Here is an 18,020-nt window from a genome sequence, read left to right as displayed (position 1 = left end):
CCGCTCCCACCGGAGTAGCAGACCATCGACAACAACACGACGGTGTGTGAGGAGGCGGGACATGGACGGCGATCGCGCACCGGTGATGGCGGACGTGGCCCGGATCGCGGGGGTCTCGCACCAGACCGTCTCCCGGGTCCTCCACGACCACCCCAACGTCCGGCCCCGCACCCGGGAACGCGTGCTCGCCGCCGTACGCGAACTCGGCTACCGGCCCAACGCCGCCGCCCGCACCCTGGCGTCCCGCCGCACCCGCACCCTGGGTGTGATCAGCTTCAACACCACGCTGTACGGCCCCGCTTGCATGCTCTACGGCATCGAGCAGGCGGCCAGGGAGCATGAGTACTCCGTCACCGTGGCGGCGGTCGGCACCCTCGACCGGTACTCGGTGCTGGACGCCGTGGACCGGCTCCGCGACCAGAACGTGGCCGGGATCGTCGTCATCGCGCCGCAGACCGCCGCGGTGGGCGCACTCGCCAACGTGCCGGCGGACGTGCCCCTGGTCGCGGTCGGCTGTGGCACCCACACCGCGCTGGTCTCGGTCGCCGTGGACAACGAGGCGGGTGCCGAACTGGCCACCTCCTACCTGCTCGACCTCGGCCATCGCACGGTGCACCACCTGGTCGGGCCGCGTTCCTGGCTCGACGCGCAGGAACGCGAGGCCGGCTGGCGCGCCGCCCTGGAGAAGCGGGGGGCTCCCGTGCCCGAACCGTCGGCCGGCGCCGACTGGACGGCTCGTACCGGATACGAGCACGGCCGTCGGATCGCCGCCGACCCCGAGGTCACCGCGGTGTTCTGCGCCAACGACCACCTGGCCCTCGGCCTGCTGCGGGCCCTGCAGCAGGCAGGACGCAGGGTGCCGGAGGACATCAGCGTCGTGGGTTTCGACGACATGCCGGAGGCCGAGTACTTCGGCCCGTCGCTGACCACTGTCCGCCAGGACTTCGACGAACTCGGCCGCCGCGCCCTGCGCGCGCTGGTCGAGCTCGTCGGTGATCCGGATGCCGGGATCCCGGCATCCGGCGAGAGGCCCCACATCGTCATACCGCCCAGCCTCGTGGTGCGGACCTCGGCGACCCGCCCGCGACCCCGAACGGAAAGTCCCACATGACCCGAACCCGTCCCTGCTAGCGCTCCGGTGCCAACTCCCTCATCGACAAGCTTTGTTGTGAGCAGCGTGGCGTTCGGGCAGCCGCCGCGCCGACCATGAGCGATCGGCCGTGACGTCCCCGACACGCGACGGCTCCGCCCCCGCCGACCACCCCGAGGGGTCGGCTCCTCCCCGGTCCTGAGACTCCGTCAGGCATCCCGCGCCCTCGCCGCGCTCACCCCGGTGAGCCCCCCGCCCGGCGACGCCGACGCCCTCCGCCACGTACCGCTTCCAAGCGGCCCCCACACCTGCCCCGCCTCCCCGGCACCGGCATGCCCGTGAACCGGTGTGCGTTCCCAGCGTTCCTACCCATCCCGAGACACCAGACAGACACGCCAACCAGACACGCCAAGAAGGGCGCTGATTCCCATGCTCCGCACCAGAAGGTCCCGCACCCTGGCCACCGCGACCGCGGTGCTCCTCTCGCTCGCCGCCGCAGGCTGCTCCAAGAGCGCGGGCGGCTCCGACGCGTCCAGCTCGGCCGGTACCAAGGCCGCCGCCCCGGTCGCGTTGGCCGGCTCGGTCACCTTCAACCAGACGAACCTCGCCAAGCTCGACGCGGCGCTGAAGTCCGCGCTGGCCGGCAAGGACCTGTCCAAGGTCGACATCGCGATGGTCGTGAACGTGGCCGCCGACTACTGGAAGGCCGGTCAGGTCGGCTTCCTCAAGGGCTGCTCCGACCTCGGCATCGCGAAGAGCAAGTGCACCTACTTCGCCCCGCCCGGCGGCAAGCTGACCGAGCAGAACTCGGAGCTGGAGACCCTGCGTTCGCAGGGCGTCACCGGCTACTCGATCTCGGCGATCGACCCGACCTCGGCCGCGGGGACCATCCACACCGACGTCCAGAAGGGCATCGGCGTCCTGGCGATCGACTCCCCGCTGCCGGGCACCGACGCCGCCTCGCTCTACCTGGGCACCCCGAACTACACCGCCGGCTTCCAGGCGGGCACCGCGATGAAGCAGGTGCTCGGCGGCAAGGGCAAGGTCGCGATCCTGGTCGGCTCCCTCACCGCCTCCAACGCCACCCAGCGCATCGCCGGCTTCGAGGCCGCTCTCAAGGGCTCCAAGATCACGGTCGCCCAGAAGGTCAACGACAACCTTCAGGCCAGTACGGCGACTTCGGACGCGGAGACCATCCTCGCGAACAACCCGGACGTCAACGGCCTGTACGGCGTCTACTCCTACGACGGTCCCGCACTGGCGCAGGCGGTCACCTCGGCCGGAAAGACCTCGTCCGTGCACATCGTCTCCGACGACTCCGACGCCCAGACGCTGAAGTTCATCAAGTCCGGCGTGATCTCCGGGACCGTCGTGCAGATGCCGTACCAGCAGGGCTACACCGGGGCGTACATCCTGGCCGCCGAGAAGGTGCTGGGCAAGGACAAGACGATGGCGCTCGTCAAGCCGTACCTGGAGAAGGACGGTTCGACCCTGAGTTCCGGCGTGGGCCTGGTCACCAAGTCCGACCTGAGCGCGTACCAGTCCCTCGAGTCGCAGCTCGGGATCGGCTGAGCATGACGGCCACGAAGAACGTCCCGGACAACGTCCCGGACCGCGCGGTCACCGCGCGGCTGCGGGGGGTGCACAAGTCCTACGGACCGGTGCGCGTCCTCGACCTGCCCGAACTCGACCTCTACGCCGGCCAGGTGATCGGTGTGGTCGGCGAGAACGGCGCCGGGAAGTCCACGCTGATGGGCACGCTGGCCGGGTCGGTGCACCGGGACGGCGGCGAGATCCTGATCGACGGGGAGCCCCTCGCCGCCGGGTCCACCGAGGCCGCGGGGCAGCTCGGCATCGCCATGGTCTCCCAGGAGTTCCCGCTGGTCGGACAGCTCTCGGTGGCCGAGAACCTGCTCCTCGGCCGCCGCCCGCGCCAGTCGAAGCGACGGCTGCTGGTGGACCGTACGGCACAGCGGGCCGAGGCGAAGGCGATGCTTGAGGAGATCGGCCTGTCCGCCGGGACGATCGAGGTGAACCGGGAGGTCCGCACCCTTCCGGTGCCGACCCGCCAGATGATCGAGATCGCCAAGGCCTGGGGCCGCGAACCCAAGCTGCTGATCCTGGACGAGCCGACCTCCTCACTGGGGCCGGTCGAAGCCCAGATGGTGCTGGGCCTGGCCCGCCAACTCGCCGATCGCGGGGGCACCGTGCTGTTCATCGGGCACCGCCTCGACGAGGTGCGGGAGATCAGCGACCGGGTCCTGGTGCTGCGCAACGGCAGGCTGGTCGCCGACCTCGAACCCGCCGAGGCCGGTGAGGAACGGCTGATCCGGGAGATGGTCGGCGGCGAGGTCGCGCAGGGCGAACCGAAGGCACCGCCCGCGACGAGCCCGGTCCTGCTCCAGGCCGAGGGCCTGACCGCGGACGGCCTCGGACCGGTCGACCTGGACGTGCGCGAGGGCGAGATCCTGGGCGTGGCCGGGCTGATGGGCTCGGGCCGCAGCCGCCTCGTCCACACGATCGCCGGGGCACAGCCCTCGACCGGCGGCCGGATGCTGCTCGGCGGCACGCCCTACCGGCCACGGGGCGCGGGCGACGGTGTGGCGGCCGGGATCGCACTGATCCCCGAGGACCGCAAGGAGCAGTCGCTCGTCCTGTTCGCGTCCATCCGGGCGAACGTCGTCGTCTCGGTGCTCAAACGGATCAGCACCCGGGGTCTGCTCGCACCGGGCCGCGAACGCGCCGAGGCACGGAAGATCACCGAGAACGTCAACGTGCGGATGCAGTCGGTGGAGCAGCCGATCGGCTCGCTGTCCGGCGGCAACCAGCAACGCGCCATCTTCGGCCGGGCGTTCGCCGCCGAACCGCGCCTGCTGCTGCTCGACGAGCCGACCCGTGGCGTGGACGTGGGCGCGAAGGCGGAGATCTACAAGCTGATCGACCAGGCGGCCGAGCAGGGCATGGGGATCGTGGTCGCCTCCTCCGAACTGGAGGAGCTGCTGTGGATCTGCCACCGCATCGCGGTGATGAACCACGGGCGGGTGGTCACGGTCATCGACCGGGCCGACGCCACCAAGGAGCGGATCATGACGGCCGCGGCCGGCACCTCCTCCCTCGATGAGCACCGACCGACGAATTCCCTCGACGAGCACCAAGTGACGAACGGAGCCACAGCATGAGCGCGCAGACCACGCTCGCCCCGAACGAGGTCGCGCCGCCGTCCCGTTCGGCCGTATCGACCCTCGCCCGCAGACTCGCCGCCTCCCCGGAGGCCGGCGTGATCATCGCCTGCGTGGTGGTGTTCGTGGCCATCGCCGCCAACGCGGAGACGTACACGGCCGTGGGCAACCTCCAGGTGATGGGCCGCGACCTCTCGCAGGTCGGGATCCTCGCGATCGGTGAGGCGCTGGTCATCCTGACCGGTGGCATCGACCTGTCGGTGGGCGCGCTGGCCGGTCTGGCCGGCATCCTGGCCGGCTGGATGAACGTCAACGAGGGCCTGCCCGCCCCCCTCGCGATCCTGCTCACGCTGGTGATCACCGCCTGCGTCGGTCTCTGGCACGGCGTCATGGTCACCCGCCTCAACGTGCCGCCCTTCGTGATCACCCTGGTCACCTACACCGTCGCGCAGGGCACGGCGCTCGCGATCACCAGCGGCTCGCCCATCAACAACCTCGACCCGATGTTCAGCAACCTGAGCCAGTACTACCTCGGCGAAATACCGGTCCCCGCCCTGTTCTTCGTCGGTGCGGCGGCCGTCGCCTGGTTCGTCCTGGAGCGCACCTACGTCGGCCGCCAGATCTACGCGGTCGGCGGCAACAAGGAGGCCGCCCGGCTGGCAGGCATCCCGACCGCCCGCCGGATCACCTCCACCTACGTCGCCAGCGCGGCCCTCGCCGGCCTGGTCGGCATCCTGGTGATCGGCCGTATGAACGTGGCCGACCCCTCGGTCGGCGCCGGCTGGGAACTGACCGCGATCGCCGCCGCGGTGGTCGGCGGGATGTCACTCTCGGGCGGTGAGGGCCGTATCGCGGGGATCGCGGCGGGAGCGATCCTGCTGGAGTTCATCACCAACGGCCTGCTCGCCCTCAAGGTCAGCCCCTACGACCAGCAGGTCGTCCAGGGAGCGGTCCTCGGCGTCGCCATCCTGCTGGACCGGGCGCGCGCTCGTTACTTCGGCAGGAGTCGGAGTTAGTACGTCGGGCTGGTGGACTTCGCCGACCCTTCGCTCGTATTTCTTCGAACGTAGATCGATATGTCGAACACATCAGTGTGGAGGAGGCCGCCGGTGAACGCCGGACAAGAGACAGCCACGAACCCCGAACCCTGCGTCGTAGGAGTCGACTTCGGAACGCTGTCCGGACGGGCCGTGGTGGTCCGCGTGCGGGACGGCGCGGAGTTGGGGACGGCCGAGCACGCGTACCGGCACGCGGTCCTGGACCGGGAACTGCCGGACGGTACGGGACTGCCCCCGGACTGGGCCCTCCAGGTCCCGTCGGACTACGTCGACGTGCTCCGCCACGCGGTGCCGGCAGCGCTCGCGGCGGCCGGTGTGCGCCCTGAGCAGGTGATCGGCATCGGCACGGACTTCACCGCCTGCACGGTGCTGCCGGTCCTGGCCGACGGCACACCCCTGTGTGAGTTGCCCGAGTACGCCTCCCGCCCGCACTCCTACGTCAAGCTCTGGCGCCACCACGCGGCCCAGGCGCAGGCCGACAGGATCACCGCACTGGCCGCCGAACGGAAGGAGACGTGGCTGCCGCGGTACGGCGGGAAGATCTCCTCCGAGTGGGAGTTCGCCAAGGCCCTCCAGGTGCTGGAGGAGGACCCCGAGATCTACCAGCGCACGGAGCGCTGGGTGGAGGCGGCGGACTGGATCGTGTGGCGGCTGTGCGGCACGTACGTCCGCAACGCCTGCACCGCCGGCTACAAGGGCCAACTCCAGGAGGGCGCCTACCCCTCCCGGGCCTACCTGGAGGCGCTCAACCCGGGCTTCGCCGACTTCGTGACGGAGAAACTGGAGCAGCCGATCGGCCAACTCGGCGGTCTTGCAGGTGTGTTGACGGCCGAGGCGGCGGCCTGGACCGGACTGCCCGAGGGCATCGCGGTCTGCGTGGGCAACGTCGACGCCCATGTGACGGCACCCGCGGCGGGCGCGGTGGAGCCGGGCCAGATGGTGGCCATCATGGGCACCTCGACCTGCCATGTGATGAGCTCCGACCGCAACGAGACGGTGCCCGGCATGTGCGGCGTCGTCGACGGCGGCATCCTGCCGGGCCTGTGGGGCTACGAGGCCGGACAGAGCGGCGTCGGCGACATCTTCGGCTGGTTCGTGCGCACCGGGTTCCCGGCGTCGTACGCCGAAGAGGCCGCCGCCCTCGGGCGCGACGCGCACGAACACCTGACGGCTCTCGCCGCCGGGCAACAGGTGGGCGAGCACGGGCTGATCGCGCTGGACTGGCACAGCGGCAACCGTTCCGTCCTGGTCGACCACGACCTCAGCGGTGTGATGGTCGGCCTGACACTGTCGACCCGTCCCGAGGACGTCTACCGCGCGCTGCTGGAGGCCACCGCCTTCGGTACCCGGACCATCATCGAGGCGTTCGAGACGTCCGGGGTGCCGGTCGGCGAGCTGATCATCGCGGGCGGCCTGACGAAGAACGCCCTGCTGATGCAGATCTACGCCGACGTCACCCGCCGCCCCCTCGGCGTCATCGGCTCCGCCCAGGGCCCCGCTCTCGGCGCGGCGATGCACGCCGCCGTAGCGGCGGGGGCGTACCCCGACATCCAGGCGGCCGCCCGGTCCATGGGCAAGGCCGACCGCGGCGTTTACCAGCCGGACCCGGAACGCGCCGCGGCCTACGACCGCCTCTACGCCGAATACCGGCTTCTGCACGACTACTTCGGCCGCGGAGCCAATGAGGTCATGCACCGGCTACGGCGTCTGCGCGCCGAGGTCTCCGCCTGAACGGCCCCAACTCCCGTCCCCAGTAGCCCCCTTCGAAAGGAACCTCCGTCATGACCGCTCCCGAAATACCGTCCGCCGGCCAGGAGATCTGGTTTCTCACCGGCAGCCAGGGCCTGTACGGCGAGGAGACCCTGAACCAGGTCGCCCACCAGGCACGGAAGATCGCCGAACGACTCGACGCGGCCGAGCCGATCCCCCTGCGGATCGTGTGGAAACCGGTGCTCACCGACGCCGATTCGATCCGTCGGCTGTGCCAGGAGGCCTCCGCCTCCGACAGCTGTGTGGGGGTGATCGTGTGGATGCACACCTTCTCCCCGGCGAAGATGTGGATCGCGGGCCTGAGCGCGCTGGACCGCCCCGTGCTGCACCTTCACACCCAGTACAACCTGTCGCTGCCCTGGTCGAGCATCGACATGGACTTCATGAACCTCAACCAGGCCGCTCACGGCGACCGCGAGTTCGCCCACATCGAGTCCCGGCTCGGCATCGACCGCAAGATCGTCGCCGGGCATGCGACCGACCCCCGCGTGATCCGGCGCGTCGCCGCCTGGACGAGAGCCGCCGCGGGCCGCCAGGCGGCCCGCACGCTGCGCCTGGCGCGCTTCGGCGACAACATGCGCGATGTCGCGGTCACCGAGGGCGACAAGGTCGAGGCCCAGATGCGCTTCGGCTTCTCGGTGAACACCTACGCCGTCAACGACCTGGTCGCCGTCGTCGACGCCGTCGAGGACAAGGCGGCCGCCGAACTCGCCGCCGAATACGTCGAGTCCTACGACGTCGTCCCCTCCCTGCGCCCCGGCGGCATCCGCCACGACTCCCTCCTCTACGCCGCCCGCCAGGAACTGGGTCTGCGCACCTTCCTCACCGAGGGCGGCTTCACCGCCTTCACCACCAACTTCGAGGACCTCGGCGGGCTGCGCCAATTGCCCGGCCTGGCCGTCCAGCGCCTGATGGCCGACGGCTACGGCTTCGGCGGCGAGGGCGACTGGAAGACCTCCGCGCTGCTGCGCACGATGAAGGTCATGGGCCAGGGACAGGCCGGCGGCACCAGCTTCATGGAGGACTACACCTACCACCTCGGCCCCGGCGTCCCGCGCATCCTCGGCGCGCACATGCTGGAGGTCTGCCCCTCGGTGGCCGCAGCCCGCCCCCGCTGCGAGATCCACCCACTGTCCATCGGCGGCCGCGAGGACCCGGTCCGCCTGGTCTTCGACGCGGCCGAGGGCCCCGCCGTGGTCGTCGGCCTCTGTGACCTCGGCGACCGCTTCCGGCTGACCGCCAACGCCGTCGACGTCGTCGGCCCCAGCGAGCCCCTGCCCCACCTCCCCGTGGCCCGGGCGGTATGGAAGCCGCGCCCCTCACTCGCGGAGTCGGCCGAGAGCTGGCTGCTGGCCGGCGCCCCGCACCACACCGTGCTCAGCTCGGCGGTCGACGTCGAGACGCTGACCGACTACGCGGCCATGACGGGCGTCGAACTGCTCACCATCGACGAGCACACCAGCACCGACCAGTTCGCCAAGGAGATCCGCTGGAACGCCGCGTACCACCGCCTTGCACAGGCTCTGTGACATCCGTCCCGGGAGAGAACCGATGACCGTACGAGTCCGCGACGGCCTGCGGCAAGAGGTACTGGACGCCAACCTGGCCATCCCTCAGGTCGGCCTGGCCACACTGACCTGGGGAAACGTAAGCGGCGTCGACCGGGAGGCCGGTGTCTTCGTGATCAAGCCGTCCGGGGTGCCCTACGAAGATCTCAGCCTCGACCACCTGGTGACGGTCCGTCTGTCCGACGGCGCCGTGGTGGACGGCGACCTGCGCCCCTCCACCGACACCGAGACCCACCGCTGCCTCTACCGCGCCTTCCCCTCCATCGGCGGCGTCACCCACACCCACTCCACCCACGCCGTGGCCTTCGCCCAAGCCCGCCGCGACATCCCGGTCCTCGGCACCACCCACGCCGACACCTTCAATGGACCCATCCCGGTCACTCGTGACCTCACCCCCGAGGAGTGCGCGAAGGACTACGAGTACAACACCGGCGTCGTCATCGTGGATCTACTGGGGGAGGAGGACCAGAAGGCCGTCGAGGTCCCGGCGGCCCTCGTCGCCAACCACGGCCCCTTCACCTGGGGCACCACCGCCCGCAAGTCCCTGGAACACGCGATCATCTGCGAGGCGGTCGCCGACATCGCCCTCCACACCCTGTTTCTGTCCCCAGCCGCCCCACCACCACGTCATCTACTGGAGCGCCACTACACCCGCAAACACGGGCCCGAGGCGTATTACGGCAACCCGGACATACCTACGGCTTCCAGATGGCCACTGCACTGATGAGACGGAGGACCTCTTCTGTCTTGCGTGGGCTCAGCAGTTGTCGGTGGCCGTCTGGGTCATCTGGCTCAACTGTTCCGAGGCGGCGCTCAAGGGCACCAAGATCACGGTCGCCCCAGAAGGCCGACGACAACCGCCAGGCCAGTACGGCCACTTCGGAGCGAGGCCATCCTCGCGAACAACCCAGGCGTCAATGGCCTCTACGGCGTCACTCCTGCGTCGGCCCAGGCTGTGGCCTCAGCGAGCAGGACGGCTTCGGTGCACATCGTCTCCGACGTCTCCGACGGCGATCTCTGGTCGTAGGCGATCGGACTGCTCTGCTGGGCGACCGGATCAGCGACGGACGCGGTAGCGGATGTGGGTGGCCTCCGGCGTGTCGATCACCTGGGCGATCTCCAGCTCGATCTCCGAGGGCAGGACGTCGAACAGTCGTCGTCCGCCGCCGAGCAGCACCGGGATCTGGTGGATCTGCACCTCGTCCAGGACTCCGGCTTCCAGCGCTCGTTGCCCCGTGTACGCACCGCGCACCTGCACGTCCTTGTCGCCGGCGGCGGCCTTGGCCTGGGCCATCGCGCTTTCGATCCCGTCGTTCACGTAGGTCACCAACGGATAGCCCCAGCGGGCGGCCGGGCCGGGTGGGCGGTGACTGGGCACGAAGATCGGGAGACCTCCATGATCACCGCCCCAGTGATCCATGAGTTCGGCGGTCCGTCGTCCCGCGAGTACCGCACCGGCCGCGTTCCATCCCTCCTGGAACCGCGCGGCGGTCCGAGCGGACTCGCCTTTGGCGTCGGCCCACTTGTGCAGCCGCTCGCCGTCCTCACCGCCGAGGAAGTCGTCAGGGTCGGCGATGTACCCGTCGAGAGACACCGACATATCGAGCACTGATGTAGACACTTCAGTCTCCTGTTGTATCGATCCAGACTGGTTTCAATGCTGTAGACCTGGCATGGCTGCCTTACTCATCGGGCACAACGTATTGGATCTTTGCGCGTAGGCGATCGGGCTGATCTGACCGATGCTGGAGCGTCTCCTTCTGGTGTTGTAGCGGGTGACCCACCGGAAGACCGCATGGCGGGCCTCTCGCGCCCCTGACCAGCTCCAGGCGGCGCAGCAGGCCCTGTCCCGGTTCCCGCGCTGCAAGGCGAAGGACCGCACCGCCAACCACCAGCGGGCCGTGGACAAGGTTGCCCAGCTGCACGGCAAGGTGCGTCGCCAGCGGCTCGACCACGCACACAAGACCGCCCTCGGCCTGGTCCGCGCACACGACTTCATTGCGCACGAAGACCTCAAGATCCGCCACATGAGCAAGGCCGCCCCACAACCCAGGCCCGACAGCGACCGGCCGGGCGCGTTCCTGCCCAACGGGGCCGGGGCGAAGGCCGGGCCCAACAAGTCCATCCACGATGCCGGTTGGGGGGTGTTCCTGACGATCCTGCACGCCAAGGCTGAAAGCGCCGGACGAGAAGTGATCGAAGTGGACCCCCGCAACACCTCCCGCACCTGCCCCCAATGCGGGCACACTGCGAAGGAGAACCGGCCCACCCAGGAAAAGTTCCACTGCGTCACCTGCGGCCACCACGCGCACGCCGACACCGTGGGAGCCACCAACGTTCTACGGGCCGGGCTGGTCCGTCGCCACGCCAACCCGGCTTGACGAGAAGCCCCCGGCTTCAGCCGGGGGGAGTCACGGAGCTTGTTCGGCCTGCGACTTTGCCGGTCGCGCCGCGAGCGGACAGGCGGCACGCCCTGGACGAGCAGGCTGAAGGCCTACCGTGGTGGACGTTGGCACGCGAGACACGACGGGCAGAGGCAGACCAGTCCGCTCAGTGGTGAAGTGGATCTTCCAGCCGTACTTGCCCCGGCCTTCAGGATTCGTCTGACCCGAGCCGACGAGCGTCCGGACGCCGCCGCGCCGACCGGGCTCAGGCAACTCAGGGGGCTACCGGCGGTACCTTTCGCCGTTGTTGGTTGAGATTTCTACAGGCCGGCATACAGCACGACTCGTCTGTCCACTCGACGCGGCGGCACTCAAGCGCTTTCCATCTGTACCGACCCTGTAATCAGGAAGTCGGGATGATCCGGAAATCATTGGTAGAGCGGTCAATCATGCTGCGAGGTGGAATTCCTCTTTCCGCTTATTTGAGTGTGCGGATCCAGTGTGCCATTTCACACACCCGATGGTTCGGCGCGCGGTGCCTTCGGGGGTGGGCGGCTTGGGGGCCGGTGCTTCCCGACTTCAGCAGGCGCTCCCACCTGCACAGGAGCAAAAATCGAGGCGTCGAAATATAGACATGTCGTCTGATATTCGCCTGTGTCATGACTCCTGGGCAAGTGCTCCTACCGGCAACCGGGAATTCACAATCGAGGCACCCGATTTTACTAAGTTCTGGTGGAGTTCCGTGGCCGCACTATCTAAAGGAGTGCCCGCCCTGCACTTCCAATATTCCTCAGCTCTCAAGTGCGGCTCGAGGTGGGCTTGAGAGGTTCTGGCGCGGGGTCCGTTAAAAAGGCATTGTTGCCTCTGCGGCATCGACAGGTAATTGGTTGAAAGTGAATCGATTCCGCAACGACGGGGAGCGAGACAACTATGAACGGGGGAAAAGATCGTGGTCACGATCAATGTGCTAGGGCAATTGGAGGTCATCGCGGGCGGGCGCGACCTGGCGCCGACCGCACCGCGGGTCAAGGCGGTGCTGGCGCTGCTGGCGCTCAACGCGAACCGGGTGGTCGGCACGGACACACTGTTCGCCGAGCTGTGGGACGACCGGCCGCCGCGCAGTGCGGCCACCACACTGCAGACCTACGTCTACCAGCTGCGCCGGATCCTGGACTCCATACCCCAGGGTGATCGGCGCTGCGACATCGTCACCAAAGCGCCGGGCTACGTCCTGCGCACCGGGGAGACCGACGCCGAGCGCTTCCTGACAGTGGCCGAGCAGGGTCGCTGCCTGTGGCGCCAGGGCCATGTCGCGGAGGCCGCCGAGCGGCTGCGGCAGGCACTCGGCCTGTGGCGCGGCCATGCGCTGGCCGACATCAACCTGGGGCCGGAGCTGACGATCCACAAGGCGCATCTGTGCGAACTGCGGCTGCGCATGCTGGAGTTGCGCATCCAGGCGGACGCCCGGCTCGGCCGGCACCAGGACCTGATCCCCGAACTGCGGTCGCTGGTCGCGGAGCACCGCCTCAACGAGCGGCTGCACGCCCAGCTGATCGACTCACTGCGCGCAGTGGGCTGCCGCGCCGAGGCGTTGCGGGCGTACCAGGATCTGCGCAGGGTGCTCAAGTCCGAGCTGGGCCTCGAACCGGCCCCGGACGTGCAGCGGCTTCAGGCCGAGGTGCTCAACGGGGTGCACGGCGGCTCCGTGACCGCCCTGCTGCGCACCGGCTGACCCGGCGTCACCCACCCGACAGGTCCGGGACGGAGCGGCGGCTCCGTCCCGGACCGGTCCGCGGCTGCCCGCGGACCGGACCCATCGTCCCGGCTGACCGCAGACCGGCTGCCGCGAACCGACTACACCGGCCCGGCTGCCCGCGGACCGGCCGCACCGCCCCGGCTCCAGGAGCGGCGACGCTGCCATCGTCCTGACGCAGTCATCGTCCTGTGAGGAGAACCTGGCCATGACGCATGATCCAACCTCGTCCCTCGTGAACGAACCCGGGGGCGATCCACCCCGCTTCCACGGCGCCGCCCGCGCCCTGATCAGCTACGGCCTGCTGGTCCTCGTACCCCTGGCGTTGGCGCTGCTGCTGCTGAGATACGGCGTCGATCATCCGGTGAAGGAGATCACCGGCGCGACGAAGGCGGCCGAGCCGGCCGACCTGGTCGGTCAGGTGCTGGTGGCCGGGGCCGTGGTGGTCGCGGCGGCGGGGCTGCTGGGTCTGGCGGCCCGCGCGGTCGGCCAGTCGCCGGTCGTCGGCGAGATCCTGGCCGGCCTGCTGCTCGGACCCTCGGTGTTCGGGGCGCTGGCACCCGGTGTCTCCAAGGAGGTGTTCCCCGCGGCGGTGACGCCGATCATGAACAACCTGGCGCAGGTCGGCGTGGTCTTCTTCATGTTCCTGATCGGCCTGGAGATGCCGCTGACCATGCTGCGCCGACTCGGCGGCAAGGTGCTCTCCGCGGGGCACGCGGCGCTCGCCGTGCCCTTCCTGCTGGGCATGCTCGCCGCGCTGCGACTGCGCGACGAGTACCAGCCCGACGGGGTGCATACCGGGCCCTTTCTGCTGTTCGTGGCGCTGTCGGTGTCGGTCACCGCGTTCCCGGTGCTGGCCCGGATCCTCGCCGACCGGGGCCTGATAGGCACCCGGCTGGGCGCGATGGGCCTGGCCATGGCCGGCGTCGGCGACGTCACCGCCTGGTGTGCGCTGGGCGTGGTGGTCGCCGAGGTGCGCAGCGACTCGCCGCTCGGTGTGCTGGTCGCCGTGGCCGAGGTGGTGGCCTTCACCCTGCTGCTGTGGTTCGCGGTGCGCCCGGCGCTGGCGCACGTGCTGCGAGTGCTGGAGAGCCGGCACAGCGGGGCGCTGCCGGTCGGCACCCTGATCACCTTCTTCGTACTGATCTGCGCGGTGACCACCAATGTGCTCGGGGTGCACGCGATCTTCGGCGCCTTCCTGGCGGGCGTGGTCATGCCGCGCTCCTCCCGGACGGTGCGGGACTTCGCGCACCGGACCGAGGGCCTGGCGCTGTGGCTGCTGCTGCCGTTCTTCTTCGCCGCGGTGGGCCTGCAGACCCGGCTGCAGTCGGTGTTCTCGCTCTCGGCGCTCGGCGTGCTGGCCCTGGTGCTGCTGGTGGCGGTGGCCGGCAAGATCGGCGGGACGTTCGCGGCGGCCCGGTTGGCCGGTGAGGGCAACCGGGAGTCGCTGGGGCTCGGCGTGATGATGAACTGCCGTGGCCTGACGGAGCTGGTGGTGCTCAACGTCGGTCTGTCGCTGGGGGTGATCGACTCCCGGCTGTTCGCGGTGCTGGTGGTGATGACCCTGGTGACCACCGTGGCCACCGACCCGCTGCTGCGTCTGCTGCGGCTCGACCGGCTCTCGCAGACCCCTGGAGGCGGCTTGCTCCCGGTCGAAGCCCCCTCCCAGACTCAGGGAACGGCCGGGACACGTCAGCCATGAGAAACGGGGCGGGATCCGATGCGTGACGATGACACAACACATCCGACGAGTCCGATGCGCCGGAGCGTCGACACACTGCACGAGCTGAAGCAGCTCGTCCTGGACGGGCCCAGTCCGGAGGCCACCGAACGGCAGCACGCCAAAGGGAAACTGACGGCGCGTGAGCGGATCGCCGTACTCCTCGACAAGGGCTCCTTCCAGGAGGTCGAGGCGCTGCGGAGGCACCGGGCCACCGGATTCGGGCTGGAGGGCAACCGTCCGCACACCGATGGTGTGATCACCGGGTGGGGGACGGTGGAGGGCCGCACGGTGTTCGTGTACGCCCACGACTTCCGGCTGTTCGGCGGTGCGCTGGGCGAGGCGCACGCCCAGAAGATCCACAAGATCATGGACCTGGCGATCGCCGCGGGCGCCCCGCTGGTGTCGCTGAACGACGGCGCCGGCGCCCGCATCCAGGAGGGTGTCTCCGCACTGGCCGGCTACGGCGGGATCTTCCAGCGCAACACCCGTGCCTCCGGGGTGATCCCGCAGATCTCGGTGATGCTCGGCCCGTGCGCCGGCGGCGCGGCCTACTCGCCGGCGCTGACCGACTACGTCTTCATGGTCCGCGAGACCTCCCAGATGTTCATCACCGGCCCGGACGTCGTACAGGCCGTCACCGGCGAGAAGATCACCCAGAACGGCCTCGGCGGCGCCGATGTGCACGCGGAGCTGTCAGGCGTGGCGCACTTCGTCTACGACGACGAGCAGACCTGCCTGGAGGAGGTGCGCTATCTGCTGTCCCTGCTGCCGCAGAACAACCGGGAGCAACCGCCGGCGGTGGTCACCGACGACCCGGCCGACCGGCGCGGCGAGGCGCTGTACGAACTGGTGCCCAGCGACGGAAACCGCCCCTACGACATGCGGGCGGTGATCGAGGAGCTGGTCGACGACGGGGTGCACCTCGAGGTGCACGAGCGCTGGGCGACCAACGTGATCTGCACCCTGGCGCGGCTGGGCGGGCGGGCGGTGGGCATCGTCGCCAACCAGCCGCGCTCACTGGCCGGCGTGCTGGACATCGAGAGTTCGCAGAAGGCGGCCGGATTCGTGCAGACCTGCGACTCCTTCAACATCCCGATCGTCACCCTGGTCGACGTGCCGGGCTTCCTGCCGGGCGTCGGCCAGGAGCACGACGGCATCATCCGGCACGGCGCCAAGCTGCTGTACGCGTACTGCAACGCGACGGTGCCACGGATCTCCGTGGTGCTGCGCAAGGCCTACGGCGGCGCCTACATCGTGCTGGACTCGCGTTCCATCGGCGCGGACCTGGCGCTGGCCTGGCCGACCAACGAGATCGCCGTGATGGGCGCCGACGGCGCCGCAGGCGTGATCTTCCGGCGGGAGATCGCCGCCGCCGAGGACCCGGAGGCGGTGCGCAAGGCGCGCACCGAGGAGTACCGGACCGAGCTGATGCACCCGTACTACGCGGCCGAGCGCGGCCTGGTGGACGATGTCATCGACCCGGCCGATACCCGGGCAGTGCTGGTGCGGGGCCTGGAGATGCTCGCCACCAAGGACGCCGACCTGCCGATGCGCAAGCACGGCAACCCGCCGCAGTGACCGGGCCCGCCGCCGAGGAGCGGCTCCTGGTGCGGATCGAACGCGGGCGGCCGACGCCCGAGGAGACGGCGGCGTTGACCGCGGCGCTGTTGGTGGTCGCGGCGGCCCGTGCCGCCGAGGCCCGGCCGAGCTCGCCGGGGCCCGGCACGGCTCGTTGGTACCGCTGGGAGCGCACCGCCGGGTTCCGGCCGGGGCACAGCTGGCGTCTGGCCCGCTGATCAGGTCCGCTTCGAGTGACCGTCGAGCGCCCCGGACGACAGTGGCCGTATGGCAGCTTTCACCGGTGCACCGAGACTCGAAGAGGTCGCCGAAGGGGTCCACGCCTTCCTGCAGCCCGACGGCGGCTGGTGCCTCAACAACGCGGGGCTGGTGGTCGACGGCGGCAGCGCGCTGCTGATCGACACCGCCGCCACCGAGGCGCGGGCCGGACGGCTGCGCGAGCTGGTCGCGGGCACCGCGCCGCAACTCCCGCGGCTGCTCGTCAACACCCACTCGCACGGCGACCACACCTTCGGCAACCACCTCTTCCCGGAAGCGGTGGTGGTGGCCGCCGAGCGGACCCGGCAGGAGGCGATCCGTACCGGACTGCATCTCACCGGCCTGTGGCCCGACGTGGACTGGGGCGCGGTCGAACCGGCCGCGCCCCAGGTCACCTTCGCCGAGGAGCTCACGCTCCACGTCGGCGAACAGGAGGTGCGGCTGCGTGCCTTCGGCCCGGCGCACAGCTCCTGCGACACGGTGGTGTGGCTGCCGGAGCGCCAGGTGCTGTTCGCCGGCGACCTGGTGATGAACGCGGTCACCCCGTTCGTACTGACCGGCTCGGTCAGCGGTCTGCGCGACGCCGTGGCCCGGCTGCGGGCGCTCGACGCGGTCACCGTGGTGCCCGGGCACGGCCCTGTCGGCGGCCCGGAGCTCCTTGAGACCACCGAGCGTTACCTCGCCTGGCTGCTGGACGTGGCCAAGGCCGGCCTCGCCGGGGGACTGGACCCGCTGGAGGCGGCCCGCGCGGCCGACCTCGGCGAGTTCGCCGACTTCCTGGACACCGAACGGCTGGTGCCCAACCTGTATCGCGCGTACGGCGAACTGCGCGGTGGACGCCCGGAGGACTTCGCCGGCATCGACGAGATGGTCCGCGGCATGGCGGAGCTGCACGGCGGCTTCCCCGCCTGCCACGCCTGACGACACGTTTCCCAACCCCCACGGGGAGAGGACGGACAAGTGAGCACGAAGCACGAGAGCGGCCCGGTCACCCTGATCGCGGTGCTCGAAGCGCCGGTGGAGAACACCGAGGAGTTCATCGCGGGTTGGCGCACCCACCTGGAGCTGCTGCGCACCGCGCCCGGCTTCCGCGGTGCCCGCCTGCACCGGGCCCTGCGCGCCGAGCACCGCTTCCAGCTGGTCGCGGTCGCCGACTGGGCGAGCACCGCCGACCTGGCCGCGGCGGCGGCCGGCGAGCGGGGCGGCCCGGGCGCGGAGGCGTACGCCAAGACCGTCCACCGGGGCGTCTACCGGGTGATCGGCGAAGTCGCGTCCGGGCAGCGGGCGGACGGCGCGGGCGTGACCATGGTCAACGCCTTCGAGCTGCCGAACGAGCGGGTCGAGGAGTTCCTGGACGCCTGGCGGCCCCGGGCCGAGCGGGCGAGCGCGTCACCGGGCTTCGTCGACTTCCGGATGCACCAGGCGCTCGGCGAGGCCTCGCTGCCCCTGGTGAACGTCGCGCACTACGCCAGCGTCGAGGCGTGGAAGGCGCTGCAGGCCGACCCCGAGTTCCAGGCCCGCAAGGCCGTCAACCCGCCGTACGCCACGGCCAATCCGGGCCTGTTCGAGGTGGTCGCCGAGGTGGCCGCCGAGGTGGTGTGAACCGGCATCCGGCCGCTTCCACGCGGGCTTGAGCGGGGCGCGAGAGCGCCCGCACAG

At 70.1% G+C, this 18,020-nt stretch carries 14 protein-coding genes and 1 pseudogene; 14 read left to right on the top strand and 1 reads right to left on the bottom strand.

Going from position 1 to position 18,020, the window contains the following annotated elements; translation table 11 throughout:
• The first annotated feature begins 61 nt into the window (after nt 1-61).
• The 7 genes from RNB18_RS12720 to araD all read left to right on the top strand — a co-directional run bounded on the left by RNB18_RS12720 (nt 62) and on the right by araD (nt 9,389).
• Entirely contained in the window at nt 62-1,111 is a 1,050-nt protein-coding gene (locus RNB18_RS12720) for a LacI family DNA-binding transcriptional regulator (RefSeq protein ID WP_311714210.1), read from the top strand.
• 408 nt (nt 1,112-1,519) lie between these two features.
• Nucleotides 1,520-2,662, top strand: a complete 1,143-nt coding sequence (locus RNB18_RS12715) for a substrate-binding domain-containing protein (RefSeq protein ID WP_311714209.1) — start codon at nt 1,520-1,522, stop codon at nt 2,660-2,662.
• Nucleotides 2,663-2,664: 2 nt separating this feature from the next.
• Nucleotides 2,665-4,269, top strand: a complete 1,605-nt coding sequence (locus RNB18_RS12710) for a sugar ABC transporter ATP-binding protein (RefSeq protein ID WP_311714208.1) — start codon at nt 2,665-2,667, stop codon at nt 4,267-4,269.
• The gene (locus tag RNB18_RS12705; protein ID WP_311714207.1) at nt 4,266-5,285 is read left to right on the top strand and encodes an ABC transporter permease; all 1,020 of its coding nucleotides are present in this window, start codon (nt 4,266-4,268) and stop codon (nt 5,283-5,285) included. Before RNB18_RS12710 ends, RNB18_RS12705 begins: the two co-directional genes overlap by 4 nt.
• 60 nt (nt 5,286-5,345) lie before the next feature.
• Nucleotides 5,346-7,058 (top strand): ribulokinase, encoded by a 1,713-nt coding sequence (araB, locus tag RNB18_RS12700; protein ID WP_394817608.1) that lies wholly within the window; start codon nt 5,346-5,348, stop codon nt 7,056-7,058.
• Nucleotides 7,059-7,108: 50 nt separating this feature from the next.
• Nucleotides 7,109-8,626, top strand: a complete 1,518-nt coding sequence (gene araA, locus RNB18_RS12695; protein WP_311714205.1) for an L-arabinose isomerase — start codon at nt 7,109-7,111, stop codon at nt 8,624-8,626.
• A gap of 22 nt (nt 8,627-8,648) precedes the next feature.
• Entirely contained in the window at nt 8,649-9,389 is a 741-nt protein-coding gene (araD, locus tag RNB18_RS12690; protein ID WP_311714204.1) for an L-ribulose-5-phosphate 4-epimerase AraD, read from the top strand.
• Between the two features lie 333 nt (nt 9,390-9,722).
• Here araD and RNB18_RS12685 read toward each other — a convergent pair whose 3' ends face one another.
• Nucleotides 9,723-10,286 carry a dihydrofolate reductase family protein gene (locus tag RNB18_RS12685; protein ID WP_311714203.1) on the bottom strand — a complete coding sequence of 188 codons (564 nt, stop codon included), beginning with the start codon at nt 10,284-10,286 and terminating at the stop codon, nt 9,723-9,725.
• A 187-nt stretch (nt 10,287-10,473) separates the two neighbouring features.
• On the opposite strand from RNB18_RS12685, the pseudogene RNB18_RS12680 reads away from it, so the two are divergent.
• The 7 genes and pseudogenes from RNB18_RS12680 to RNB18_RS12650 form a co-directional block, all read left to right on the top strand.
• Nucleotides 10,474-11,046: pseudogene (locus RNB18_RS12680) on the top strand (RNA-guided endonuclease InsQ/TnpB family protein); the annotation flags it as partial.
• A 952-nt stretch (nt 11,047-11,998) separates the two neighbouring features.
• Nucleotides 11,999-12,781 (top strand): AfsR/SARP family transcriptional regulator, encoded by a 783-nt coding sequence (locus RNB18_RS12675; protein ID WP_311714202.1) that lies wholly within the window; start codon nt 11,999-12,001, stop codon nt 12,779-12,781.
• Nucleotides 12,782-13,010: 229 nt separating this feature from the next.
• Entirely contained in the window at nt 13,011-14,504 is a 1,494-nt protein-coding gene (locus RNB18_RS12670) for a cation:proton antiporter (RefSeq protein ID WP_311714201.1), read from the top strand.
• 54 nt (nt 14,505-14,558) lie between these two features.
• Nucleotides 14,559-16,103: an acyl-CoA carboxylase subunit beta gene (locus RNB18_RS12665; protein WP_311714200.1), complete on the top strand. Its 1,545-nt coding sequence runs from the start codon at nt 14,559-14,561 to the stop codon at nt 16,101-16,103.
• On the top strand, nt 16,100-16,321 hold the full coding sequence (locus tag RNB18_RS12660; protein WP_311714199.1) for an acyl-CoA carboxylase epsilon subunit: 222 nt from the start codon (nt 16,100-16,102) through the stop codon (nt 16,319-16,321). Before RNB18_RS12665 ends, RNB18_RS12660 begins: the two co-directional genes overlap by 4 nt.
• A gap of 49 nt (nt 16,322-16,370) precedes the next feature.
• Nucleotides 16,371-17,282, top strand: coding sequence for an MBL fold metallo-hydrolase (locus RNB18_RS12655; protein ID WP_311714198.1), 912 nt, complete (start codon nt 16,371-16,373; stop codon nt 17,280-17,282).
• A 39-nt stretch (nt 17,283-17,321) separates the two neighbouring features.
• Complete coding sequence (locus RNB18_RS12650; RefSeq protein WP_311714197.1) at nt 17,322-17,963, top strand: antibiotic biosynthesis monooxygenase family protein; 642 nt, start codon at nt 17,322-17,324, stop codon at nt 17,961-17,963.
• The last annotated feature ends 57 nt before the right edge of the window (nt 17,964-18,020 follow it).

Source organism: Streptomyces doebereineriae (assembly GCF_031845645.1).
Classification (GTDB): Bacteria; Actinomycetota; Actinomycetes; order Streptomycetales; family Streptomycetaceae; genus Streptomyces; species Streptomyces canus.
The sequence above is the reverse complement of the archived record's forward strand: the minus strand, read 5'-3'. Positions and strand labels throughout refer to the sequence as shown.

Bases quoted from the DNA above. Each gene is read 5' to 3' on its own strand.
- RNB18_RS12670 (WP_311714201.1), top strand. From the start codon at position 13,011: ATGACGCATGATCCAACCTCGTCCCTCGTGAACGAACCCGGGGGCGAT.
- RNB18_RS12710 (WP_311714208.1), top strand. From the start codon at position 2,665: ATGACGGCCACGAAGAACGTCCCGGACAACGTCCCGGACCGCGCGGTC.
- RNB18_RS12705 (WP_311714207.1), top strand. From the start codon at position 4,266: ATGAGCGCGCAGACCACGCTCGCCCCGAACGAGGTCGCGCCGCCGTCC.
- RNB18_RS12720 (WP_311714210.1), top strand. From the start codon at position 62: ATGGACGGCGATCGCGCACCGGTGATGGCGGACGTGGCCCGGATCGCG.
- araA (WP_311714205.1), top strand. From the start codon at position 7,109: ATGACCGCTCCCGAAATACCGTCCGCCGGCCAGGAGATCTGGTTTCTC.
- RNB18_RS12665 (WP_311714200.1), top strand. From the start codon at position 14,559: ATGCGCCGGAGCGTCGACACACTGCACGAGCTGAAGCAGCTCGTCCTG.
- araB (WP_394817608.1), top strand. From the start codon at position 5,346: ATGTCGAACACATCAGTGTGGAGGAGGCCGCCGGTGAACGCCGGACAA.
- araD (WP_311714204.1), top strand. From the start codon at position 8,649: ATGACCGTACGAGTCCGCGACGGCCTGCGGCAAGAGGTACTGGACGCC.
- RNB18_RS12715 (WP_311714209.1), top strand. From the start codon at position 1,520: ATGCTCCGCACCAGAAGGTCCCGCACCCTGGCCACCGCGACCGCGGTG.
- RNB18_RS12655 (WP_311714198.1), top strand. From the start codon at position 16,371: ATGGCAGCTTTCACCGGTGCACCGAGACTCGAAGAGGTCGCCGAAGGG.